This window comes from Curvibacter sp. EU05-FHT14A10, from assembly GCF_058791075.1.
Map to the genome: position 1 here is coordinate 301,307 of NZ_JBYTDE010000002.1, position 22,788 is coordinate 324,094.

Annotated in this window: 21 protein-coding genes; 15 read left to right on the forward strand and 6 right to left on the reverse strand. The window is 66.8% G+C overall.

Annotated features, from left to right (window positions below; all coding sequences use genetic code 11):
- Nucleotides 1–120: 120 nt before the first annotated feature.
- Nucleotides 121–1,899: a nif-specific transcriptional activator NifA gene (gene nifA / locus AC3WUT_RS04540; RefSeq protein WP_492345883.1), complete on the reverse strand. Its 1,779-nt coding sequence runs from the start codon at nt 1,897–1,899 to the stop codon at nt 121–123.
- Between the two features lie 444 nt (nt 1,900–2,343).
- On the opposite strand from nifA, the gene AC3WUT_RS04545 reads away from it, so the two are divergent.
- The 13 genes from AC3WUT_RS04545 to AC3WUT_RS04605 all read left to right on the forward strand — a co-directional run bounded on the left by AC3WUT_RS04545 (nt 2,344) and on the right by AC3WUT_RS04605 (nt 13,387).
- The gene (locus tag AC3WUT_RS04545; RefSeq protein ID WP_492345884.1) at nt 2,344–3,588 is read left to right on the forward strand and encodes an IscS subfamily cysteine desulfurase; all 1,245 of its coding nucleotides are present in this window, start codon (nt 2,344–2,346) and stop codon (nt 3,586–3,588) included.
- A gap of 58 nt (nt 3,589–3,646) precedes the next feature.
- On the forward strand, nt 3,647–4,084 hold the full coding sequence (gene iscU, locus AC3WUT_RS04550) for a Fe-S cluster assembly scaffold IscU (RefSeq protein WP_492345885.1): 438 nt from the start codon (nt 3,647–3,649) through the stop codon (nt 4,082–4,084).
- A 62-nt stretch (nt 4,085–4,146) separates the two neighbouring features.
- The gene (gene erpA / locus AC3WUT_RS04555) at nt 4,147–4,527 is read left to right on the forward strand and encodes an iron-sulfur cluster insertion protein ErpA (protein ID WP_492345886.1); all 381 of its coding nucleotides are present in this window, start codon (nt 4,147–4,149) and stop codon (nt 4,525–4,527) included.
- A gap of 13 nt (nt 4,528–4,540) precedes the next feature.
- On the forward strand, nt 4,541–4,861 hold the full coding sequence (gene iscA, locus AC3WUT_RS04560; protein WP_019572744.1) for an iron-sulfur cluster assembly protein IscA: 321 nt from the start codon (nt 4,541–4,543) through the stop codon (nt 4,859–4,861).
- An 18-nt stretch (nt 4,862–4,879) separates the two neighbouring features.
- Nucleotides 4,880–6,754: a Fe-S protein assembly chaperone HscA gene (hscA, locus tag AC3WUT_RS04565; RefSeq protein WP_492345887.1), complete on the forward strand. Its 1,875-nt coding sequence runs from the start codon at nt 4,880–4,882 to the stop codon at nt 6,752–6,754.
- A gap of 12 nt (nt 6,755–6,766) precedes the next feature.
- A complete protein-coding gene (gene fdx / locus AC3WUT_RS04570; RefSeq protein ID WP_492345888.1) occupies nt 6,767–7,102 on the forward strand; it encodes an ISC system 2Fe-2S type ferredoxin in 336 nt (111 codons plus the stop codon).
- A 333-nt stretch (nt 7,103–7,435) separates the two neighbouring features.
- A complete protein-coding gene (gene nifV / locus AC3WUT_RS04575; RefSeq protein ID WP_492345889.1) occupies nt 7,436–8,587 on the forward strand; it encodes a homocitrate synthase in 1,152 nt (383 codons plus the stop codon).
- Nucleotides 8,584–9,396, forward strand: a complete 813-nt coding sequence (gene cysE, locus AC3WUT_RS04580; protein ID WP_492345890.1) for a serine O-acetyltransferase — start codon at nt 8,584–8,586, stop codon at nt 9,394–9,396. The genes nifV and cysE overlap by 4 nt, the downstream gene beginning before the upstream one ends.
- Before the next feature lie 4 nt (nt 9,397–9,400).
- Nucleotides 9,401–9,739 carry a nitrogenase stabilizing/protective protein NifW gene (gene nifW, locus AC3WUT_RS04585; protein WP_492345891.1) on the forward strand — a complete coding sequence of 113 codons (339 nt, stop codon included), beginning with the start codon at nt 9,401–9,403 and terminating at the stop codon, nt 9,737–9,739.
- 19 nt (nt 9,740–9,758) lie between these two features.
- Complete coding sequence (locus AC3WUT_RS04590) at nt 9,759–10,607, forward strand: electron transfer flavoprotein subunit beta/FixA family protein (protein WP_492345892.1); 849 nt, start codon at nt 9,759–9,761, stop codon at nt 10,605–10,607.
- Complete coding sequence (locus AC3WUT_RS04595) at nt 10,604–11,728, forward strand: electron transfer flavoprotein subunit alpha/FixB family protein (protein ID WP_492345893.1); 1,125 nt, start codon at nt 10,604–10,606, stop codon at nt 11,726–11,728. The genes AC3WUT_RS04590 and AC3WUT_RS04595 overlap by 4 nt, the downstream gene beginning before the upstream one ends.
- 28 nt (nt 11,729–11,756) lie before the next feature.
- On the forward strand, nt 11,757–13,067 hold the full coding sequence (locus AC3WUT_RS04600; RefSeq protein ID WP_027475035.1) for an FAD-dependent monooxygenase: 1,311 nt from the start codon (nt 11,757–11,759) through the stop codon (nt 13,065–13,067).
- Nucleotides 13,064–13,387 carry a ferredoxin family protein gene (locus AC3WUT_RS04605; protein ID WP_492345894.1) on the forward strand — a complete coding sequence of 108 codons (324 nt, stop codon included), beginning with the start codon at nt 13,064–13,066 and terminating at the stop codon, nt 13,385–13,387. The genes AC3WUT_RS04600 and AC3WUT_RS04605 overlap by 4 nt, the downstream gene beginning before the upstream one ends.
- Here AC3WUT_RS04605 and AC3WUT_RS04610 read toward each other — a convergent pair.
- Genes AC3WUT_RS04610 through AC3WUT_RS04625 form a run of 4 tightly spaced genes read right to left on the reverse strand, consistent with a single transcriptional unit; the run spans nt 13,374 to nt 19,929 of the window.
- Nucleotides 13,374–14,003 carry a TetR family transcriptional regulator gene (locus AC3WUT_RS04610; protein WP_492345895.1) on the reverse strand — a complete coding sequence of 210 codons (630 nt, stop codon included), beginning with the start codon at nt 14,001–14,003 and terminating at the stop codon, nt 13,374–13,376. The genes AC3WUT_RS04605 and AC3WUT_RS04610 overlap by 14 nt on opposite strands.
- Nucleotides 14,000–15,499: an AdeC/AdeK/OprM family multidrug efflux complex outer membrane factor gene (gene adeC / locus AC3WUT_RS04615; protein WP_492345896.1), complete on the reverse strand. Its 1,500-nt coding sequence runs from the start codon at nt 15,497–15,499 to the stop codon at nt 14,000–14,002. The genes AC3WUT_RS04610 and adeC overlap by 4 nt, the downstream gene beginning before the upstream one ends.
- Before the next feature lie 21 nt (nt 15,500–15,520).
- Nucleotides 15,521–18,682, reverse strand: coding sequence for an efflux RND transporter permease subunit (locus AC3WUT_RS04620; protein ID WP_492345897.1), 3,162 nt, complete (start codon nt 18,680–18,682; stop codon nt 15,521–15,523).
- A gap of 17 nt (nt 18,683–18,699) precedes the next feature.
- On the reverse strand, nt 18,700–19,929 hold the full coding sequence (locus tag AC3WUT_RS04625; RefSeq protein ID WP_492345898.1) for an efflux RND transporter periplasmic adaptor subunit: 1,230 nt from the start codon (nt 19,927–19,929) through the stop codon (nt 18,700–18,702).
- A 126-nt stretch (nt 19,930–20,055) separates the two neighbouring features.
- On the opposite strand from AC3WUT_RS04625, the gene AC3WUT_RS04630 reads away from it, so the two are divergent.
- Nucleotides 20,056–20,679: a TetR/AcrR family transcriptional regulator gene (locus AC3WUT_RS04630; RefSeq protein ID WP_492345899.1), complete on the forward strand. Its 624-nt coding sequence runs from the start codon at nt 20,056–20,058 to the stop codon at nt 20,677–20,679.
- A gap of 76 nt (nt 20,680–20,755) precedes the next feature.
- Here AC3WUT_RS04630 and AC3WUT_RS04635 read toward each other — a convergent pair whose 3' ends face one another.
- Nucleotides 20,756–21,004 (reverse strand): DUF3079 domain-containing protein, encoded by a 249-nt coding sequence (locus AC3WUT_RS04635; protein WP_492345900.1) that lies wholly within the window; start codon nt 21,002–21,004, stop codon nt 20,756–20,758.
- Between the two features lie 719 nt (nt 21,005–21,723).
- Here AC3WUT_RS04635 and AC3WUT_RS04640 point away from each other — a divergent pair.
- Complete coding sequence (locus AC3WUT_RS04640) at nt 21,724–22,617, forward strand: helix-turn-helix domain-containing protein (protein WP_492345901.1); 894 nt, start codon at nt 21,724–21,726, stop codon at nt 22,615–22,617.
- Nucleotides 22,618–22,788: the final 171 nt, after the last annotated feature.

Consider the following 22,788-nt stretch of genomic DNA (forward strand, 5'->3'; position numbering starts at 1 on the left):
GGTGTCGGTGTCACGACAGCCCGGACAGGAGAGCGGTGCGCTTGTCAGGCTTGCGACAAAGCGCACACAGGGCCGACAAGGGCGCTACAAAGCCAGAACAAGGAGCCAGGGCCGCCCCGTTCAGAACTTGCGCACTTCAATGCCATGCTTGCGCAAGGCATAGCCCATCTGCCGCGGCGAGATCTTGAGCAGCCGCGCCGCCTTGGCCTGCACCCAGCCGCAGCGCTCCATGGCCCAGATCAGGCGTTCGCGCTCGCCCTCGGGCTTGCCGTCGGCGTTAGCCGGGGCGGGCAGGCCGGCCGCCAGGCTGGGCAGCGCATCGTCTTCGGCGTCCAGCGCATCGTCTTCGGCGGGATCGGGATCGGCGTGGCCGGCGGCATCGGGCATGGCATCCACCGCTGCGGACGGCAACGACGGAGGGGCTGGCAGCGCCGCGCCCGCCTCGGCAGCTTGGCCAGCACGCCCCTGCGGCACCTCATGGATCGGAATCACCCCGTGGCGGCCGGGGCGCACGGCGTCTTCGCGATCGATGTGGTGAAGCACCTGGGTCAGGCAGCGGTTTTCGCGGCACGGAAAGGCCAGGTCAGTGATCACGCCATTGCCGGCCATGGTGGCGGTGCGCTCCACGCAGTTCTCCAGCTCGCGCACATTGCCGGGCCAGTAGCAGCTCGACAGCACGCGCACGGCCGACACATCAAAGCGGGACTGGCGCCCGTTCTCGCGGTTGAAGCGGTCCAGAAAGTGCTGGGCCATGGCCGGGATGTCGCCACGCCGCTCACGCAAAGGCGGCAGCTGGATGCTGATGACGTTGATGCGGTAGTACAGGTCGGCGCGGAACTCGCCGGCCTGCACCATGCGCTCCAGGTTGCGGTTGGTGGCCAGGATCAGGCGCACATCCACCTTCACCTGCGAGGCCCCCCCCACACGCTCGAACACGCGCTCTTGCAGCACACGCAGCAGCTTGGCCTGGAACGAGGCCGAGATGTCCCCGATCTCGTCCAGAAACAAGGTGCCGCCGTGGGCCATCTCGAAGCGCCCCTTGCGCTGGCCCTGGGCGCCCGTGAAGGCGCCCTTCTCATGGCCGAACAGCTCGCTCTCCAGCAGCGACTCGGTCAGGGCGGCGCAGTTGACGCAGACAAAAGCCTCGTTGCGCCGTGGCGACAGGTTGTGGATGGCGCGCGCAATCACCTCCTTGCCGGTGCCGCTCTCGCCACGCAGCAACACGGTGGTGCGGGCGGCGGCCACCTGTTCGACCTGGGCGAACACGGCCAGCATGGGCGGCGAGGAGCCCACCACCTGGTCGCTGAGTTGCACGGGCTTCAAGGCCTTGTGCATGCGCCGCGCCTCGTTTTGCAGCGAATCGTGGGCGGCGCTCACACTGCGATGCAGCAGAAAAGCCTGACCCATCATGGTGGCCACCATCTTGAGCAGGTGCAGGTCTTCGGAAAACACGCGACGCGCCCCGGGGTTGAGGCAGTCGACCGACACCACGCCGATGGTGCGCCGGTCGGCTCGGATGGGCATGACCAGCATGGCCACGCAGCTCTCCAGCGACTGATCGGCGCCGCCGGTGCGGTTCAGGAACAGGGGCTCGTTGCGGATGTCGGGCACCACCGCCGGCACGCCACTGGCATACACCCGCCCCACGATGCCTTCGCCCGACTGAAAATGCAGGCGCTGTTGCTCTTCGCGGGTGAGCCCCACCGAGCACAGGCCCCGCAGGCGGCCCTCGGGTTCGCCCAGCAGCACAAAGGCGCGGCGCCACGAGCAGGCGTGCAGCAGGTAGTTGAGGGCTTCCCGAAAAGTCTTGGCGATGTCGAGCGAGGTCGACAGCGTCTTGCTGACCTCGTAGATCGCGTGCAGCTCTCGCCGGGCTTCAGATTCGTGTGTGCTCACCATAGGGCCTCGTTCTCGTGCGCCATCGCGGGGTTTGCGCTGCCTGCGTCCTTGTGGGACAGCGGCAGCCACCATTTCAGACACCACCTGCACCAGCTTTGGGTGGCGCCCGGGCTTGCAGCGCCACCCGCATGCAGCGATGCAAAAAATATACCTATCGCGAGACTGACACCTGTGTAAAGACCCGGTTGCGCCAGCACTGTCCATGGGGCATGGCGTGCCACGACATTCGTGCGCCCGCAACCACCGCAGCCGCCCGCCCCGTTCAATTGCGACAAACCCGACAAGCCCTGTGGCTGACCAGGGAAGGCGCGCCCACAAATACAACAAAGAGGCAACAAAGAAACGACAAACCACGTCGCAAAAGCACGCTTGCCGACACGAAATCGCGTGGCACCGAAGTTGCAAAACAGGCCTGCCAACCCACTCACACAGCAGGAGCTCCACATGACCGATCCGCGTGCAGACAAAGCCCCGCCCGGCCAAGGCCAGCCGGTCTACCTCGACTACGCCGCCACCACACCCGTGGACCGCAGGGTGCTGAACAGGATGCTGCCTTACCTGACGAATCTGTTCGGCAACCCGGCCAGCCGCTCGCATGCCTACGGCTGGGCCGCCGAAGAGGCGGTGGAGCTGGCCCGTGAGCAGGTCTGCTCGCTGATCAATGCCGATCCGCGCGAGATCGTCTGGACCTCGGGCGCCACCGAATCCAACAACCTGGCCCTCAAGGGCGCCGCACATTTCCACAAGGGACGCGGGCGCCACCTGGTGACACTGGCCACCGAGCACAAGGCCGTGCTCGACAGCCTGCGCGACCTGGAGCGCGAGGGTTATGAAGTGACGGTGCTACCGGTGCTGGACAGCGGGCTGGTCGACCCCGCCGTGTTCGAGGCCGCGCTGCGCCCCGACACGGTGTTGGCCTCGGTGATGTTCGTGAACAACGAGACCGGCGTGATCCAGGACGTGGCCACGCTGGGCGCCATGTGCCGCGCCCGCGGCGTGATCTTCCATGTGGACGCGGCGCAGGCCGCCGGCAAGGTGCCCATCGACCTGGAACAGGTGCCCATCGACCTGATGTCGCTGTCGGCCCACAAGATCTACGGCCCCAAGGGCATTGGCGCCTTGTATGTGCGCCGCAAGCCCCGCATCCGCATCGATGCGCAGATGCATGGCGGCGGCCACGAACGCGGCATGCGTTCAGGCACGCTGCCCACGCACCAGATCGTGGGCATGGGCGAGGCCTTCTGGCTGGCCCGCGAGACCATGGCGGCCGACAACACCCGCATCGAGGCCCTGCGCGAGCGCCTGTGGGCCGGCCTGTCAAAGATGGACTCGGTGGTGCTCAACGGCCACCCGCAACAGCGCGCCCCCCAGTACCTGAACGTGAGCTTCAACTACGTGGAGGGCGAATCGCTGCTGATGGGGGTGAAGAACCTGGCCGTGTCCTCGGGCTCGGCCTGCACCTCGGCCAGCCTGGAGCCCAGTTACGTGCTGCGTGCCATGGGCCGCAGCGACGAGCTGGCCCACAGCTCGGTGCGCTTCTCGCTGGGGCGTTTCACCACCGAGGCCGAGATCGACTTTGCCATCGCCCAGGTCAGCGAAGTGGTCGAGCGCCTGCGCGCCATGAGCCCGCTGTGGGACATGGTGCAGGCCGGCGTCGACCTGTCCAGCATCCAGTGGGCGGCGCACTGAGCCGGTGTCCGGCTGCTGGCGCCCTTCTTCATCCCCCCAACCCGACACGGAGTACCCCATGGCTTACAGCGACAAGGTGATCGACCACTATGAAAACCCCCGCAACGTGGGGGCCTTCAGCGCCGAGGACGAGGGCGTTGGCACCGGCATGGTCGGGGCCCCGGCCTGCGGCGACGTGATGCGGCTGCAGATCCGCGTGAACGCAGCCGGCGTGATCGAAGACGCGCGCTTCAAGACCTATGGCTGCGGCTCGGCGATTGCGTCGAGCTCGCTGGTCACTGAATGGGTGCGCGGGCGCACCCTGGACGAAGCCCTCAACATCAAGAACGCCGAGATCGCCGAAGAGCTGGCCCTGCCGCCCGTGAAGATCCACTGCTCCATCCTGGCCGAAGACGCCATCAAGGCCGCAGTGGCCGACTACCGAGCGCGCCACGCCGGCCAGGCCGCCGTGGTGAGCGAGCAGCCGGTGTGCCGCTCCAGCGCCAGCCAGGGCTGAACGATCCCCCTCCCCCCAACCCAGACCCGCCCCCCCCCAACCACCGACCAAGGAATACCGCCATGGCCCACGCCAGCCCCACCCCTGTAGAGGCCGCCCCGCCCGGCCTGATGCCCTCGCTGCTCGAATTCACCCACCAGGCCGCCGCCAAGGTGGCCGAACTGATCGAGGAAGAAGGCAACCCCGACCTGAAGCTGCGCCTGTATGTGACGGGTGGCGGCTGCTCGGGCTTCCAATATGGCTTTGCCTTTGACGACCAACTGGCCGAAGACGACACCACCATCGTCACCGAAGGCGTGGCCCTGGTGGTCGACGCCATGAGCCAGCAGTACCTGATGGGCGCACGCGTCGATTACGAAGAGGGCCTGGAAGGCTCGCGCTTCGTGATCCACAACCCCAATGCGCAGACCACCTGCGGCTGCGGCAGTTCGTTCTCGGTCTGAAGGAGAAGCCCCCATGATCAGCCTGACCCCGGCGGCCGCCCGCCACATCCAGAAATCGCTTTACAAGCGCGGCTCGGGACTGGGCCTGCGCCTGGCCGTGAAAACCAGCGGCTGCTCGGGCTATGCCTATGCCCTGGAGTTCGTCGACCAGGCCAACCCCGAGGACACCTGCTTCGAGGCCCATGGCGTGAGCGTGATCGTTGACCCCCGCAGCCTGGGCATGCTGGACGGCACCGAGCTGGACTTTGTGCGCGAAGGCCTGAACGAGGGCTTCAAGTTCAACAACCCGAACGCGCGCGCCAACTGCGGCTGCGGCGAAAGCTTCGCCGTCTGAACCGGGAGCCCCAGCGCCATGGCCCTGTTGCAAATCACCGAACCCGGCCAGAGCGCCGCGCCCCATCAGCACGTGCTGGCCGCCGGCATCGACCTGGGCACCACCAACTCGCTGATTGCGACCGTGCAAAGCGCCCTGCCCCGCGCCCTGGCCGATGCCCAGGGCCGCTACCTGTTGCCCTCGGTGGTGCGCTACCAGGCCGAGGCCGCGCCCTGCGTGGGGTACGAGGCCCAGGCCCAGCAGGCCAGCGACCCGCGCAACACGGTGGTGTCGGTCAAGCGCTTCATGGGCCGGGGCCTGGCCGACGTGCGCGAAGCGGCCGACCTGCCCTATGAATTTCTGGACCGCCCCGGCATGGTGAGCCTGGCCACCGCCGCGGGCGAGCGCTCGCCGGTGCAGGTGTCGGCCGACATCCTGGGCGCGCTGCGCGAGCGGGCCGAAGCCACGCTGGGCGGGCCGCTGTCGGGCGTGGTGATCACGGTGCCGGCGTATTTTGACGACGCCCAGCGCCAGGCCACCAAGGATGCAGCGCGCCTGGCCGGCCTGAACGTGCTGCGCCTGCTCAACGAACCCACGGCGGCCGCCATTGCCTACGGCCTGGACCAGCGCGCCGAGGGCACTTTCGCCATCTACGACCTGGGCGGCGGCACCTTCGACATCTCGGTGCTGCGCCTGAGCCAGGGCGTGTTCGAGGTGCTGGCCACGGGAGGCGATTCGGCCCTGGGCGGTGACGACTTCGACGCCGTGATCGCCCGGTGGTTCTGCGCCCAGCACGCGCTGGAGGCCCCCGCCCGCCTGCCCCCTGGGGTTCAGCGTGGCCTGCTGGCTGCGGCCCGGGCCGCCAAGGAGGCCCTGAGCGACGCGCCTGAGGTGCTCATGCGCCTGGCCCTGGAGGGCGCCCCGCCCTTGCAGGCCGAGCTGACGCGGACCGCCTTTGCCACGCTGGGCCAGGCGCTGATCGAGCGCACCCTGCAGGCCTCGCGCCGCGCCCTGCGCGACGCCGGCCTGAAGGCCGACGAACTGGACGGCGTGGTGCTGGTGGGCGGCTCCACGCGCATGCCGCTGGCCCGTGAGGCAGCGCAGGCCTTTTTTGGCCGGGCACCGCTGGCCGACATCGACCCCGACCAGGTGGTGGCCCTGGGGGCGGCCATGCAGGCCGATGTGCTGGCCGGCAATGGCCGCCAGGACCCCTGGCTGCTGCTGGACGTGTGCCCGCTGTCGCTGGGGCTGGAGACCATGGGTGGCCTGGTGGAGAAGATCATTCCGCGCAACTCGACCTTGCCGGTGGCGCGGGCCCAGGAGTTCACCACTTTCAAGGACGGCCAGACCGCCATGGCCCTGCACGTGGTGCAGGGTGAACGCGACAGCGTGGCCGAATGCCGCAGCCTGGCGCGCTTTGAGCTGCGCGGCATCCCGCCGGCCGTGGCCGGGGCGGCGCGCATCCAGGTGACGTTCCAGATCGATGCCGATGGCCTGCTGTCAGTGAGCGCACGCGAGCAGACCAGCGGGGTGCAGGCCCATGTCGAGGTCAAGCCCTCGTACGGACTGCAAGACAGCCAGATCGCGGCCATGCTGCAAGACGCGGTGGGCGCGGCCCGCGCCGACATGCAGCTGCGCGCCCTGCGCGAGGCCCAGGTGGACGCCCGGCGCCTGCTGGACGCCACCGAGGGCGCGCTGGCCCAAGACCACGCCCTGCTGAACGCGGCCGAGCTGGCCCGTGTGCGCCAGGCCCTGTACCAGTTGGCCGAGCAGTTGGAGACCGAGGCCCCGCTGGAGCGCCTGCGCGAGGCCAGCGAGGCCTTGTCGCAAGAGACCGCCGAGTTTGCGGCCCGGCGCATGAACGCGTCGATCCAGCGCGCCCTGTCGGGCCAGCTGATCGACAGCCTGAGCTGAGGGTGGCCCGCCATGCCCCAGATCACGCTGCTGCCCCACCCCGAGCTGTGCCCCGAAGGCCGCACGCTGGACATGCGCCGCGGCGCCATGCTGTGTCGCGGCCTGCTGGAGGCCGGCATTGCCATCGAGCACGCCTGCGAGATGGTGGCGGCCTGCGCCACCTGCCACGTGCATGTGCGCAGCGGTGCCGGCTCGCTGAGCCCGCCCGACGATGAGGAAAACGACCAGCTCGACAACGCCTGGGGGCTGGACGCGCAGTCGCGCCTGGCCTGTTGCGTGAAAGTGCGCGACGCCGACCTGGTGATCGAGCTGCCACGCCACACCCGCAACCACGCCCGCGAGGCCTGAGAGCCTGAGCCTGAGAGAGCGAGAGAGCCTGAACAGGCTCTGAACCCGCAGGGCTTGGGCCGCCCCCGCACCGCTCCCATCCCCCACCCCATCTCCCCCTGTTCACAAGGGCCGGCCATGCCGGCCCTTGCTGCTTTGGCAGGGCCGCTTTTCCGGGCTGTCGCGGCCCTGCCGCGCCACGTGTTGCAAACAGCACATTCCCGACATCGCAGGCCGCAGGGGGTGGGGTTTGCAGGCCGACAACAGGGGCTGCAGCGGCCCATCCGTGTCGGGTTTGCAGGCTGTGGCCCATGGCACGCGCTTTGCGAAGAAGGGGCAGGAAGGACCCCATCCATGACCTCCTCGCTAGTGATCAACGACACCACCCTGCGCGACGGCGAACAGACTGCCGGCGTGGCGTTCACCGATGCCGAGAAATGCGCGATTGCCAGCGCCCTGGCCGAAGCCGGCGTGCCCGAGATGGAGATCGGCATCCCGGCCATGGGCCAGGAAGAACTGGCCAGCATCGAATCCATCGTGGCCCTGGGCCTGCCGGTTCGCCTGATGGTGTGGGGCCGCATGACGCGGGGCGATCTGCACCAGGCGTTGCGCACGGGGGCCGACATCATCCACCTGTCGATCCCGGTGTCGGATATCCACTTGGAACACAAGCTGCGCCAATCGCGTGAGGCGGTGCTGCGCCAGATGACCGAGGTGCTGGAGTTGGCCGTGGCCAGCGGCCGGCACATCTCGGTGGGGGCTGAGGACGCCTCGCGCGCCGACCCCGATTTTCTGGACCTGGTGGCCCGCCGCGCCCAGGCCTGCGGGGCGCGCCGCATCCGCTTTGCCGACACGCTGGGCGTGCTGGACCCGTTTGCCACCCACGAGGCCATTGCCCGCCTGCGCGCCGCGGTGGACCTGGAGATCGAAGTCCACGCCCATGACGACCTGGGCCTGGCCACCGCCAACACCCTGGCCGGCCTGCGGGCCGGGGCCAGCCACGCCAACACCACCGTCAACGGCCTGGGCGAGCGCGCCGGCAACGCCGCCCTCGAAGAGGTGGTGATGGGCCTGCGCCACCTGCACCAGGGGCAGACCGGCATCGACACGCGCGCGCTGCTGGGCATTTCACGCCTGGTGGAGCGGGCCTCGGGGCGCAGCGTGGCCTTCAACAAAAGCATTGTGGGCGAAGCGGTGTTCACCCATGAGTCGGGCATCCACATCGATGGCCTGCTGAAGAACGCCAGCACCTACGAGAGCTTTGACCCCGCCGAGCTGGGCCGCCAGCGCCGCACGGTGCTGGGCAAGCACTCGGGTGCCCATGCAGTGCGCCAGGCCTACAGCGCCCTGGGGGTGGAGGTGGAGGATGGCCCGCTGGCCAGCCACCTGCTGGCCCGCGTGCGCGAGCACGCGGTGCGCGTGAAGCGCGAGCCCAATGCCGCCGACCTGGTGCGCTTTCTCAGCGAGGGCCCGGCGCTGACCGACCTGAAGGCGATGGCAGCATGAACACCCGCCTCATCCCGCCGCTGCCCGAGCCGGCCCCGACCACGGCAACGCCCGGGCAACCCGGCTGGTGGGCCAGCCTGCGCGCCGACGTGGACTGCGTGCTGGCACGCGACCCCGCCGCACGCAACCGGCTGGAGGTGTGGACGATCTACCCCGGCGTGCATGCCGTGGCCTGGCACCGGGTGGCGCACGCCCTGTGGCAGCGGGGCTGGCGCTACCTGCCGCGCTGGATGGCCTTTGTGGCCCGGGCCCTGACGCAGGTGGACATCCACCCCGGGGCGCACATTGGTCAGCGCTTTTTCATCGACCACGGCGCCGGGGTGGTGATCGGCGAGACCGCCGACATCGGCGACGACGTGACCCTGTACCACGGTGTGACCCTGGGCGGCACCACCTGGCGTGCCGGCAAGCGCCACCCCACGCTGGGCCACCGGGTGGTGGTCGGGGCCGGTGCCAAGATCCTGGGCGCCATCGAGGTGGGCGACGACGCCCGCATCGCCGCCAACTCGGTGGTGATCGAGCCGGTGCCTGCGGGTGCCACCGTGGTCGGCATCCCCGGCCGGGTGGTGGCGCGCCGGCGTGATGCGCCGCACGGCTTCGACCTCAACCACCACCTGATCCCCGACCCGCTGGGCAAGGCCGTGTCCTGCCTGCTGGACCGGGTGGCGCGGCTGGAGGCTGCCAGCGCCCCAACGGGCCCTGCCCAGGCCCTGCGCCCCGACATTGAATGCGCCCAGTGCGACGGCGCGCAACTGCCCCACACCCGGCCCTCCGGGGCCGATCCCCGATCCTGTCCCACCGAGGAGTGAACCCATGGAAGACCTGCTCATGCAACTCAAGTCGCTGTCCTCGGCAGAGGACTTTCTTGAATTTTTCGGCGTGCCCTTTGACCAGAAGGTGGTCAACGTGAGCCGCCTGCACATCCTGAAGCGCTTTTTTCAGTACATCCGCCAGCAGTCCGCCGCGCCCACCAGCGACGAAGTGAAGCTGTTCACGGTGTACCGGGACCTGCTCACGCAGGCCTATGCCGACTTCGTGAACTCGACGCCGGCGCAGGAGAAGGTGTTCAAGGTGTTTCAGGACACCCAGGGCACGCAGCATGTCCCGCTGGACCGGCTGCGCGCATCCATGACCCCGCGCACCGCCGCATAAGCCCAAGGAGAGGCAAGCCATGCACATCGTCGTCTGTATCAAGCAGGTTCCGGACTCGGCGCAGATCCGGGTCCACCCGGTGACCAACACCATCATGCGCCAGGGGGTGCCGGCCATCGTCAACCCCTACGACCTGTTCTCGCTCGAGGAGGCGCTGCGCCTCAAGGACAAGCTGGGCGGCAAGGTGACCATGCTCTGCATGGGCCCGCCGCAGGCCGAAGATGCGCTGCGCAAGTGCATCGGCTTCGGGGCCGATGACGCGGTGCTGGTGACCGACCGGGCCTTTGCCGGTGCCGACACCCTGGCCACCTCGTACGCCCTGGCGGCCGGCGTGCGCCAACTGGCCCGCGAGCAGGCGGTGGACATCGTATTCACCGGCAAGCAGACCATCGACGGCGACACCGCCCAGGTGGGGCCGGGCATTGCCAAGCGCCTGGGCCTGCAGCTGCTGACCTATGTGTCGCGCATCATCGAAACCGACCTGGTGAACCGCACCATCACGGTGGAGCGGCGCGCCGAAGGCGGGGTGCAGGTGCTGAAAACCGCCCTGCCCTGCCTGATCACGATGCTCGAAAACACCAACGAGATGCGCTTTGCCAACCTGCCCGCCATGATCCACGCCGCGGCCTACCCGGTGCGCAAATGGAACAAGGAGCAGGCCGGCATCGAAGACCCGGCCAAGATCGGCCTGAAGGGCTCGCCCACGGTGGTGAGCAAGGTGTTCGGCCCCACGCCGCGCAGCGAGAAGGCCGACATGCTGGCGCTGGAGACTTCGAGCCTGCGCGACGTGTCGCTGAACCTGATCCAGAAGATTTTCACCCGCCACCCCACGCTCGAATCCGATCTGCTGATGAAGGAGCTGACATGAGCACGCCCACACCTTCCGCCACGCCCGCCCCGGCCACCGCTGGGGCACGCCCCGCCGGCCGGGGCCGCAACCTGGAACTGCCCGAGCACCTGAAGGCCTACAAGGGCGTGTGGGTGTTCATCGAACACGACCGGGGCCATGTGCACAGCGTGTCCTGGGAACTGCTGGGCGAGGCGCGCAAGCTGGCCGACACCCTGGGCAGCAGCGTGGGCGCGGTGATCCTGGGCGGCAACGACGAAGCCCTGGAAAAGTTCGCTGCCGAGGCCTTCACCATGGGCGCCGACAAAGCCTATGTGATGCATGACCCGGTGCTCAAGGGCTACCGCAACGAGCCCTTCACCAAAGGCCTGACCGACCTGGTCAACAAGCACCAGCCCGAGATCCTGCTGCTGGGCGCCACCTCGATGGGGCGCGATCTGGCAGGCTCGGTGGCCACCACCTTGCTGACCGGGCTGACCGCCGACTGCACCGAGCTGAAGATCGACCCCGTCTCGCGTGCCCTGGCCGCCACCCGGCCGACTTTCGGTGGCTCGCTGCTGTGCACCATCATGACCCTGGCCTACCGGCCGCAGATGGCCACGGTGCGGCCCCGCGTGATGGCCATGCCGGCAATCGACGCCACGCGCAGCGGCGAGATCACACAGGAGAGCCTGGGCATGGTGGAGACCCAGATCGTGACCAAGCTGCTGGACTTCATTGCCGACGCCAACAGCCAGCAGATCAACCTGCCCTATGCCGACGTGATCGTGAGCGGGGGCAAGGGGCTGAAGAACCCCGACAACTTCAAGCTGGTGTTCGAGCTGGCCCGGGTGCTGGGCGGCGAGGTGGGCGCCACCCGCCCCTGCGTGCAGGCGGGCTGGGTGGAGGCCGAGCGCCAGGTGGGCCAGACCGGCAAGACGGTGCGGCCCAAGCTGTACATCGCGGCAGGCATCTCGGGCGCCATCCAGCACCGGGTGGGCATGGAAGCCTCGGACGTGATCGTGGCCATCAACACCGACCCGAATGCGCCGATCTTCGAATTTGCGCACTACGGCATCGTGGGCAACGCCATGCAGGTGCTGCCGGCACTGACGCAGGCCTTTGCCGGCCATTTCGCCAACCACCGGCGCCAGGCTGCCTGAGCGGCGCCACTCACACCAAGGGCAGATCATGAAAAAACCCTCTCAATTCGACGCCATCGTGGTGGGTGCGGGCCCCTCGGGCAACGCCTGCGCCTACACCCTGGCCAAGGCCGGCCTGAAGGTGCTGCAGATCGAGCGCGGTGAATACCCGGGCAGCAAGAACGTGCAGGGTGCGATCCTGTACGCCAAGGCGCTGGAGGAGATCATTCCGGATTTCCGCGATGACGCGCCGCTGGAGCGCCACATCATCGAGCAGCGCATGTGGATGCTGGACGAAAGCTCTTTTGTCGGCACCCACATCCGCAGCGAGGACTACAACAAGCCGCCGTACAACCGCTACACCATCATCCGGGCGCAGTTCGACAAGTGGTTCAGCTCCAAGGTGCGCGAGGCCGGCGCCCTGCTGATCTGCGAGACCACGGTGAACCACCTGATCATGGACGGCGACCAGGTGGTGGGCGTGCAGTGCGACCGCGAACAGGGCGATGTGTATGCCGACGTGGTGATCCTGGCCGACGGCGTGAATTCGACGCTGGCACGCAAGGCGGGCTTCCACGGCGAGATCAAGTCGAGCAACGTGGCCCTGGCCGTGAAAGAGATCCTGTTCATGCCCGAAGAGACGATACGCCAGCGCTTCAACGTAGGCGAGGAGTCGGGGGTGGTGATCGAGATGGTGGGGCGCATCACCGACGGCATGATGGGCACCGGCTTTCTGTACACCAACAAGGAGTCCATCACCATTGGCGTGGGCTGCATGCTGAGCGACTTCACCGGCAACCCGAACCGCACCAGCCCCTATGTGCTGCTGGAGCAGATGAAGCGCCACCCCTCGATTGCGCCGCTGATCGAAGGCGGCGAGATGAAGGAGTACTGCGCCCACCTGATCCCGGAAGGCGGCTTTCACGCCATCCCCAAGGTGTACGGCCACGGCTGGATGATCGTGGGCGACTCGGGCGGCTTTGTGAACGCGGCCCACCGGGAGGGCTCGAACCTGGCCATGACCACGGGGCGCCTCGCCGCCGAGACGGTGATCCAGGCCAAGGCCGCCGGCCAGGGCTTCCGCGAAAGCGCCTTGAAGGGCTACAAGGCGGCGCTCGACGAGAGCTTTGTCATGAAAGACCTGCACAAGTACCGTGACATGCCCGCCGTGTTGCACCAGAACCCGCAGTTCTTCACCACCTACCCCGATCTGCTGGCCCGTGCCGCCCGCACCATGATCACGGTGGATGGCGTGGACAAGAAAACCAAGGAGCGCGAGATCCTCTCCAGCTTCCGCAAGACCCGTTCGCTGACCGGCCTGGTGGGCGACGCATTCAAGATCTGGAGGGCCTTTCGATGAACCCCAACACCCACCCCACCCCGGGCCACATCACGGTGAACGTGGAAGAAAAGCTCTTCCAGAACCGCTACAAGGTGGACGCCGGGCGACCCCACATCCGCATCAAGGATGCCGACATCTGCACCCATGCCTGCGCCAGCAAAAGCTGCACCTTTGTGTGCCCGGCCTCCTGCTACAAGACCGAGGGCAATGGCACCGTGACCCTGATCACCGACGGCTGCCTGGAGTGCGGCAGCTGCCGCATCCTGTGCAGCGAGTTCTCCAACGTCGACTGGGAGTACCCGCGCGGCGGGCACGGCATTCTGTTCAAGTTTGGCTGAGGGCCGCGCCCTGCAGCAGCCAGGCGATGGCCTGGCGGTGCTGAGGGACACCACCAGCCGCCGCAGCAAGGCCCTGGCCGCGCAGACAATCCAGCGCCAGCGCATGCAGGCATTCGCCCAGCACCTGCGGCTGGCAGCCCGCCCGCAGCAGGCCGCGGGCCTCGGCCAGCGCACAGACCTCCACCAGCCGCGCCGAGGCGTCGGCCACCTGGCGCTGCAGCGGCTCCACCAGATCAAGGGGCAGCCCGGCCGCGCTGGCACCGCCGTGCTGCAGGGACAACACCAGGGCCAGCAGGCTGCGCTGGCGGAGGTCGGCCAGGCAACAGTCGATGCGCTGCACCAGGGTTTCGCGCAGCAGGGCCAGGGGGTTGTGGTACTGCAGGTAGGGATGCAGGTCAGGGCCGAGGTCGAGCGGCCACCGAAACCCCTGGAACACCTCGCGCACCAGGCTGGCCCGGTCGGTGAAGTGCCAGTAGACGGCCCCCCGCGTCACGTGGGCCTGTTGGGCCACGTGCTGAAAGCTTGCGCCGCCGACACCATGCTGGACAAAGGCCTGCAGGGCCCCGGCCAGGATGGCTTCGCGGGTGCGCAACGCACCGGCGCGGCTGCGTTTCATGGCGCCCGGCTGCTGTCGGTGGCCGGCAGGGTGGCCACAGGTTGGCCCGTGTTCTCGACCCAGCCGCCCCCGAGCGCCTTGTAGAAAGTGATCAGGTTCGACTGCTGCGACAGGCGCAGCCCGATCAGGTTCTGCTGCGCCGCATAGAGGGTGCGCTGCGAGTCGAGCTCATTGAGGTAGCTGTCCACCCCGCGCTTGAAGCGGGCCTGCGAAAGGCGGTAGGCGTCGTCGGCCGCCTCCACCAGCGAGGTCTGGGCCGACAGTTGCCGCTCGATGCCCGTGCGCAGCGCCAGCGCATCAGAGACCTCCTTGAAGGCGCTCTGGATGGCTTTTTCGTACTGGGCCAGGTAGACATCGCGGTCGGTCTTGGCAATGCTCAGGTTGGCCTCGTTGGCGCCGGCATTGAAGATCGGCAACGAGACCTGGGGCGCGAAGGTCCAGGCCCCCGAGCCCCCCTTGAACAGGCCCGACAGGCTCGCGCTGGAGCTGCCCGCACTGGCCGTGAGGCTGATGCGCGGGTAGAAGGCGGCCCGCGCGGCACCGATGTTGGCATTGGCGGCGCGCAGGTTGCGCTCGGCCTGCAGGATGTCGGGGCGCCGCTGCAGCAGATCGGACGACAGCCCGGGCGGCACCTGGGCCAGTGGGTTGGCGGCCACGGCCACGCTGTCGGGCAGGCCTGTGGGCAGCAGGCGATCAGGCAGCTCGGCCCCCACCAGCAGGGTCAGGGCATGGCGGTCCTGGGCCACCTGGGTGAGGTACTTTTCGACATCCACCCGCGCCGATTCGACGCTGGTCTGTGACTGGCGCAGGGTCAGTGCCGAGCTGACGCCCAGCTCGAAGCTGCGCTGGTTGAGCCGGTAGGTGGCGGTCTGGCTGAACAAGGTGTCTTGCGCCAGCTTCAGGCGCTCCTGGTCGCTGGCCAGGGTGAGGTAGGCGGTGGCCACCTCGGCCACCAGGCTGATCTGGGTGCTGCGCCTGGCCTCGGCCGTGGCCATGAAGGATTCGAGCGCCTGGGTGCTGAGGCTGCGCACCCGGCCGAACAGGTCCAGCTCATAGGCGCTGAAGCCCAGCGAAGCACTGTAGCTCTGGCCTGTGACCGTGCGACCGGTGGCCGACAGATCAGCCGGGGTGCGGCTGGCGGACTCGCCCAGGCTGGCGTTGACCGAGGGCAGCAGCGCGGCGCGCTGCACGCCGTACTGTGCGCGTGCCTTTTCGATGTTCAGCACGGCCACCCGCAGGTCGCGGTTGTTGGCCAGGGCCAGATCGATGAGCTCGCGCAGCGAGGGGTCGGTGCAGACATCGCGCCAACCGATGTCGGCCACTGGCTGCACGGCCGTGCCGGGGTCGCCCGCAAAATGATCGGGTACCGGGGCCTGGGGTCGTTCATAGGCCGGCATGAGGCTGCACCCCGACAGAATGAGCGCCAGGGCTAAGGGTGCCAGAACAGACCGGGGCGACAGACCGGCAAGTGACAGGGGGGAACGGGACGGGTTCATGGTGTTGTCCTCAAAGGGGTGTCAGGGGTGGCTACCCGCCGGGCTGGCGGGGGGCAGGGCGTGCGGTGCGGCCGCCGCCCGCCGGCGCCCGAAAAAGCCCACGACCACGACATAGAACAGGGGCACGAAGAAGATCGCCAGCGCGGTGCCCGACAACATGCCGCCAATCACCGCCCCGCCCAAGGCATGCTGGGCACCGGCCCCCGCACCACTGCCCAGCACCATGGGCAGCACGCCCAGCACAAAGGCCAGCGAGGTCATCAGGATGGGGCGCAGCCGCAGGCGGGCGGCCTCCAGGGCGGCCTCGACCAGGCTCCTGCCGGCGGCATGCTGCTCCTTGGCAAATTCGACGATCAGGATGGCGTTCTTGGAGGCCAGGCCGATGGTGGTCAGCAGGCCCACCTGGAAGTACACATCGTTCATGTGCCAGTTCAGGATGGCGTTGAGCAAGGCGCCAAAGACACCCAACGGCACGACCAGGATCACCGAGAAGGGGATGGCCCAGCTCTCGTACAGCGCGGCCAGGGCCAGGAACACGATCAGGATCGACAAGGTGTACAGGATGGTGGTCTGGCCGCTGGAGGCCTTTTCCTGCCGCGACAGCCCGGTCCATTCGAAACCGATGCCCGCCGGCAGCTTGGCCACGGCGGCCTCGACGATGTCCATCGCCTGCCCGCTGGAGGCCGAGCCAGGCATGGCCATGCCCAGAACCTCCATCGAGGGTACGCCGTTGTAGCGCTCCAGCCGCGGCGAGCCCGAGGCCCAGCTGGCCTTCGAAAAGGCGCTGAAGGGCACCATGTTGCCGTCGGTGTTGCGCACGTACCAGCGGTCGATGTCGCCGGGCAGCATGCGGTAGGGGGCGTCGCCCTGCAGCATCACCTTCTTGACCCGACCCTTGTCGATGAAGTCATTGACGTAGCTGCTGCCCAGGGCGGTGGAGATGGTGTTGTTGATGTCGGTCATGGCCACCCCCAGGGTGCCGGCCTTGTGGGCATCGACCTGCAGGCGGTATTGCGGCGTGTCTTCCAGGCCGTTGGGGCGCACGGCCACCAGGCGCTTGTCGGCCGACAGCTCGCCCAGCAACTGGTTGCGTGCCTGGGTCAGGGCCTCATGGCCCAGGTTGGCCTCGTCCTTGAGCATCAGGTCGAAGCCCGTGGCATTGCCGAGTTCGGACACGGCCGGGGGCGCAAAGGCGAAGATGCGGGCATCGCGCAGGGTGGCAAAGTAGGCACCGGCCTTGGCCGCCACGTCGGTCACGCTCAAGCCGGGGCCGGTGCGCTCGTCCCAGGGCTTGAGCTTGACAAAGGCAAAGCCCATGTTCTGGCCGCTGCCGGCAAAGCTGAAGCCTGAAACCGAGAAGATGCCGGCCACGGCCTGCTTCTGGTCTTCCATGAAGTGGTGCTCGACCTGGCGCAGCACGTCGTCGGTGCGCGACTGGGCTGCACCGGGTGGCAGCTGCACGATGGCGAACAGCGTGCCCTGGTCTTCGTCGGGCAGGAAGCCCACCGGCAGCTTGCTGAAACCGAGCACCACCAGGGCCAGCACGACGGCATAGCCCAGCATGTAGCGCTTGCGCTGGCCCAGCATGCGCCGCACCACGCCCTGGTAGCCGCGGTTGCCACGGTCAAACGTGCGGTTGAACCAGCCAAAGAAGCCGGTGTCGGCCAGCACATGCCCCGCCGCCATGGGCTTGAGCAAGGTGGCGCACAGCGCAGGGGTGAGCACCATGGCCACCAGCACCGACAAGGTCATGGCCGAGACGATGGTGATGGAGAACTGGCGGTAGATCACCCCCGTGGAGCCGCTGAAAAAGGCCATCGGCACGAACACCGCCGCCAGCACCAGGGCCACGCCCACCAGGGCGCCCGAGATCTGCCCCATGGACTTGCGCGTGGCTTCAAGTGGCGACAGGCCCTCTTCGCTCATCACGCGCTCGACGTTCTCGACCACCACGATCGCATCGTCCACCAGCAGGCCGATGGCCAGCACCATGGCGAACATGGTCAGGGTATTGATGGTGAAGCCGCAGGCGGCCAGCACGCCGAAGGTGCCCAGCAGCACCACCGGCACGGCAATGGTGGGGATCAGGGTGGCACGGAAGTTCTGCAGGAACAGGTACATCACCAGGAACACCAGCACCACGGCCTCGATCAGGGTGCGCACAACCTCTTCGATCGAGATGCGCACGAAGGGCGTGGTGTCGTAGGGCTTTTGCACCTTCATGCCCGGCGGAAAGAACTTCTCAAGCTGGGCCACGCGGGCATCGATGGCGCGCACGGTGTCCAGGGCATTGGCGCCGGTGGCCAGCTTGATGGCCAGGCCGGCCGCCGGCTTGCCGTTGTAACGCCCGACGGTGGTGTAAGACTCGCTGCCCAATTCGATGCGGGCCACGTCACGCAGGCGGATCTGCGAGCCGTCGGTGCGCGTGCGCAGCAGGATGTCCTTGAACTCTTCGGCCGTGCGCAAGCGGGTCTGGGCCGTGATGGTGGCATTGATCTGCTGCTCGCCCACCGCGGGCAGGCCGCCCAGCTGGCCTGCGGACACCTGGGCGTTCTGCGCCTGGATGGCGCTCTTGACATCCAGTGGCGTGAGGTTGAAGTTGATCAGCTTGTCGGGGTTGAGCCACACGCGCATGGCGTATTGCGAACCGAACAAGGTGGTGTCGCCCACGCCCTCGACCCGGCTCAGGGCCTCTTGCACGTTGGCGGCCACGTAGTCGGACAGGTCAGCGCCGTCCATGCTGCCGTCTTCAGACGTGAAAGCCAGCACGTTGAGGAAGTTGGTGGCCGACTTGGTGACAGTGATGCCCTGCTGCTGAACCTCTTGCGGCAGCAGTGGCGTGGCCAGGGTGAGCTTGTTCTGCACCTGGACCTGGGCCGTGTCGGGGTTGGTGCCGTTCTCGAAGGTGAGCGTGATGGTGACCTGGCCCGATGACTCGCTGGTCGAGGCCATGTAGCTCAGCCGGTCCAGCCCCTTCATCTTCTGCTCGATGATCTGGGTGACGGTGTCTTCCAGCGTCTTGGCCGAGGCACCGGGGTAGTTGGCCGAGATGGCGATGGCCGGTGGCGCAATGCTGGGGTATTGCGCAATCGGCAGGGTGTAGATGGAGATCGCGCCAGCGAGCATGACCACAATGGCCAGCACCCAGGCGAAGATCGGTCGATCGATGAAGAAACGTGCCATGACAGGATTCCGATCGATCAGTGGGCCGACGCCGTGGTGTCAGCGGCCGGGGTGGCGGGTGTTGCAGCCGCAGGGACAGCGGCAGGCTTGGGCTTCGGGCTCCAGGGCGCCGTCTTCACCTCAATGCCAGGGGCCGCACGCTGCAGGCCGTCGACCACCAGTTGCTCGCCCTCGCTCAGGCCACGGCGCACCAGCCACTGGTCGCCGATGGCGCGGTCGGTCTCGAGCGCACGGCGCTCCAGCTTGTTGTCCTTGCCCACCACATAGGCCAGCGGCTTGCCAGCGCCGTCGCGGGTGACCGCCTGCTGCGGGATCAGCAGGCCCGACTCCTTCACGCCCTCTTGCAGCACCGCCCGCACGTACATGCCCGGCAGCAGATCGGCCTTGGGGTTGGGGAACACGGCGCGCAAGGTGATCGAGCCCGTGCTCTGGTCCACCGTCACATCCGAGAACTCAAGCCGGCCCTCCAGGGGGTAGGCGCTGCCGTCTTCCAGCAGCAGGCGCACCTTGGCGGCGGTAGCACCCGCCTTCTTGAAGTCGCCCCGGGCCAAGGCCTGCTTGAGCTGCAGCAGCGAGGCGTTGGACTGCGTCAGGTCGACATAGATCGGGTCGAGTTGCTGGATGGTGGCCATGGCCGTGGCCTGGCTGGCCGTGACCAGCGCGCCGGGCGTGACCGTGGACTTGCCGATGCGGCCCGAAATGGGCGCATCCACCCGGGCATAGGCCAGGTTGATGCGGCTGCTTTCCACATTGGCCTTGGCGGCCGCCACATCCGACTGCGCCTGGCCCAGGGCCGCGGCGGCGTCGTCATTGTCTTGCTTGCTGACCGCATTGATGCCCACCAGCTCCTGGTAGCGCTCGGCCTTCAGCCGGCTGGATTGCAGGGTGGCCTCGGCTTTGGCCAGGGCCGCCACGCTGCTGTCGTAGGCCGCCTTGTAGGTGGCGGGGTTGATCTCATACAGCGTCTGCCCGGCCTTGACGTCGCTGCCTTCGCGGAAGGCGCGCGTCTTGATGATGCCGTTGACCTGCGGCCGCACATCGGCGATCAGGTAAGGCACGGTGCGGCCTGGCAGCTCGGTACTCAAAGCCACGGCTTGCGCCGTCACGGGGAGCACACCCATGACAGGCGTGCCTTCGGCCGGTGGTGGGCCGCCGGGCGGCTTGCCACATGCGCTCAGCAGGCAGGACAAGGCCAGCACGGTGCTGGTCGAACGCAGGGTCAGAAGAAGGCGCGACGATGAGGGCATGGGTGGGGCTCCATTCAATATAACCAGACTGTACGGTATGTTTAAAAAGGTGGCGCCATGTTAGATTGAGGCCCGAAAGCAGTCAAGCAAAACTGAACACCCTGGTTCAGTAAAAGGATTTAAAGAATGAGAGTCAAAACCGAAGCCAAGCGTGAGGCCATCCTCGATGCGGCTTCCAAGGTGTTTCTGGAGGCGGGTTTTGAAGGCGCATCGATGGCCGAGATCGCCAAGATGGCCGGCGGCTCGAAAGCCACGCTGTACAGCTACTTCAAGTCGAAGGAAGACTTGTTTGTGGACGTGATACACCGCGCCGCCCACCAGCAGCTCGATCCCCTGGTCGAGGCCTTGAACCAGGACAACGACAACCTGCCCAAGGCGATGCAGACCTTCGGCGAGCAACTGCTGGCCTTCATGTGCTCGGCCCCCACCATCCAGTCGCGTCGGGTGGTGATCGCTGAATCCGGCCGCACCGACATCGGTCGGCGCTTTCACGAGCAAGGCCCCAAGCAGGGCATGCAAAAGGTGGCCGACTTTCTGACTCGGCAGATGGACCTGGGCAAGCTGAAGAAATCAGACCCCCTGCTGGCCGCCCTTCAGCTGGCGGCCTTGCTCGAATGCGAAACCGTGTTCCCCCTGCTGCTGGGCATCGAAACCGAGATGCCCCCCGCCCGCATCAAGCAGGCGGTCAAGCGGGCCCTGCAAACCTTCTTTGCCGCGCACGGCACCCAGCCCTGCCCGACAGAGTCGTAAACAGGCCCGCTGCGGAAGTGCGCATGGCGATCCAAGCCGCCAGACAGGTCGGTTCGATCCAATAGCCCTTACGGGCTCAGCGCCCCACGGCCTTGGCTTGAACCGGCGAAGGCGTGACCTTGTCGCCCTGGTCAGCCTCGTCCACCTCTTTGGCCTCTTTGGCATCGAGGCCAAAGCTCATCCAGTCGTCGCCAAACAACTCGGCCGGGTGCTGCGTGCGCTCCGAGCCATTGCCACACATCAGCGAATCGGCTGCGCAATAGCGGTCGCAACCCCAGCAGAGGCGCTCGGGGTGCTGCGGCGAAATCGGAAACTTCTTGGCCACGGGCGGGTCCTGTCGATCGGCGCCAATAAGAAGCACAAACAATGCATCTTTTATGACGGAGTTTAGACAGAGGGGCCGGGTGCGCTCAAGCGAATCCATGCTTTTCCTTGATCTGCGACAGGTTCGAGGTACGACCTAGCGTGAGGCAGGGGCAGAGTCACATGGGCCGGTACGGCGCAAGCACCACCTTGCCCATCGCGACAGGTCACGCAATGGACCGCCACAGGCTGTTGTTTGGTTTAGCCTATACGGGCTGAAACGGGTAAAGCGACCGCAAGCGTGACCTCGACGACGACTGCCGACAGTATCCCAATGCCGACATGGCCCTGCAATAGCTCCGCGAGGCCCAACAGTGCCAATGCCATGCACGCCAAGGCCAAGGCATCAGCGACGGATGTTCGCAATGGCGAAGGTGGGGCACGTCTCATGGCGTAAGTGAGCAACGCAAATCCGAGGAAGAGAGCTGCTGACCTGTGTCCCACGACAATGACAGACTGGGTAGCCTCCACCTGCCACAGCCCAAGCAGTATCTCCGGGGCACACGACCAGAGGGCTGCAAGGGCGAGACAAATCGAGAACGCAAACCAGGAAACGGTTGAGAATCGAGGCAAGGGAATGCTCCTAGGTGATTGATGATGTCCAACAATCTATGCGGCTCCGCACACGACGTCTTGAATGAATCAGACACCCTCCGGACCCGACAGCCTTCGTTCGCGCCCATGACCAACCAGCCAAGGCGCCCGATGCACGAAATTCAAGATACCGACGGCTCGCACGCAGCGCTCTACCTGCCCGACCCGGAACTGTCGAACGTCGTTCGGGCCTTCATATCAAGAAGCGTTGCAACGCACCCAGATTCCACGTCCTTGGACAATTGGAACTATTTCCCGCCGGTTCCAGCCTGTGTGTTCGTCTGGATTCTCGAAGGCCATGACTCTCGGCTGGATGACATCGACTCACCCAGCGACAGTGGCGCCGAGCGTCTCCCGGTTGTGTTCTCAGGGCCGCATGTCCGCCCGTCATTCAGCACGAATTGCGGAGGCACAAGATTCTTCACGATGCTCATGTATCCAGATGCCGTGCGGTCTGTCAGCGGACTGCCGATCGAGCACCACATTGGCCGCTACACCCACCTACAGGACATCTTCGACTCGGACTGGTGCCGCATGGCCAGAGAGGTGCATCACGCGACCGATGACATCCGGCGGATTCAGCTGATCGAATCATTTTTGCGCCGGCGCTGCGAGACCTTGGCGCCGAAGCAGCTGCCGAAAGGCGCCCGCTGGGACCGCATTGACGCATGGTCAAGCTACATCGAACGGAAGGCCAATGATTCGATACTGAGTTCACGCCAGTCAGACCGTCGAATCAGGGCGTGGACCGGAATGACCTCCCGCGAATTGCGCGCCATCGGACGCATTGAGCGAGTGCTGATCGCAGCGCAATCACTGGGAAGCTCGAATCTGAACTGGTCCGCGATCGCTACCGATTGCGGCTTTTCTGACCAGGCGCACTTGTGTCGCGAGTTTCGCAGGCATCTAGATATGCGCCCCACCGAGCTTCCCAGCAACCGTCGCCAAGGTAGCGGCTGGGTTTTGCGCCTTTGGAACTAACCATCGCTCAATGTCGCACGCTCTATTGTTTTGGACAACGCCTCAAGTCCAAAGGGCGCGGTGACGTCTGCTGCGAACCCGATATCAGGAGCGCTCTCCGAATGTGTTGAATTCAGCGATCGTTGGTTGCAGAACTGCCGCTAACGGTCTGCCCACCCCAGCGCCCTCCCC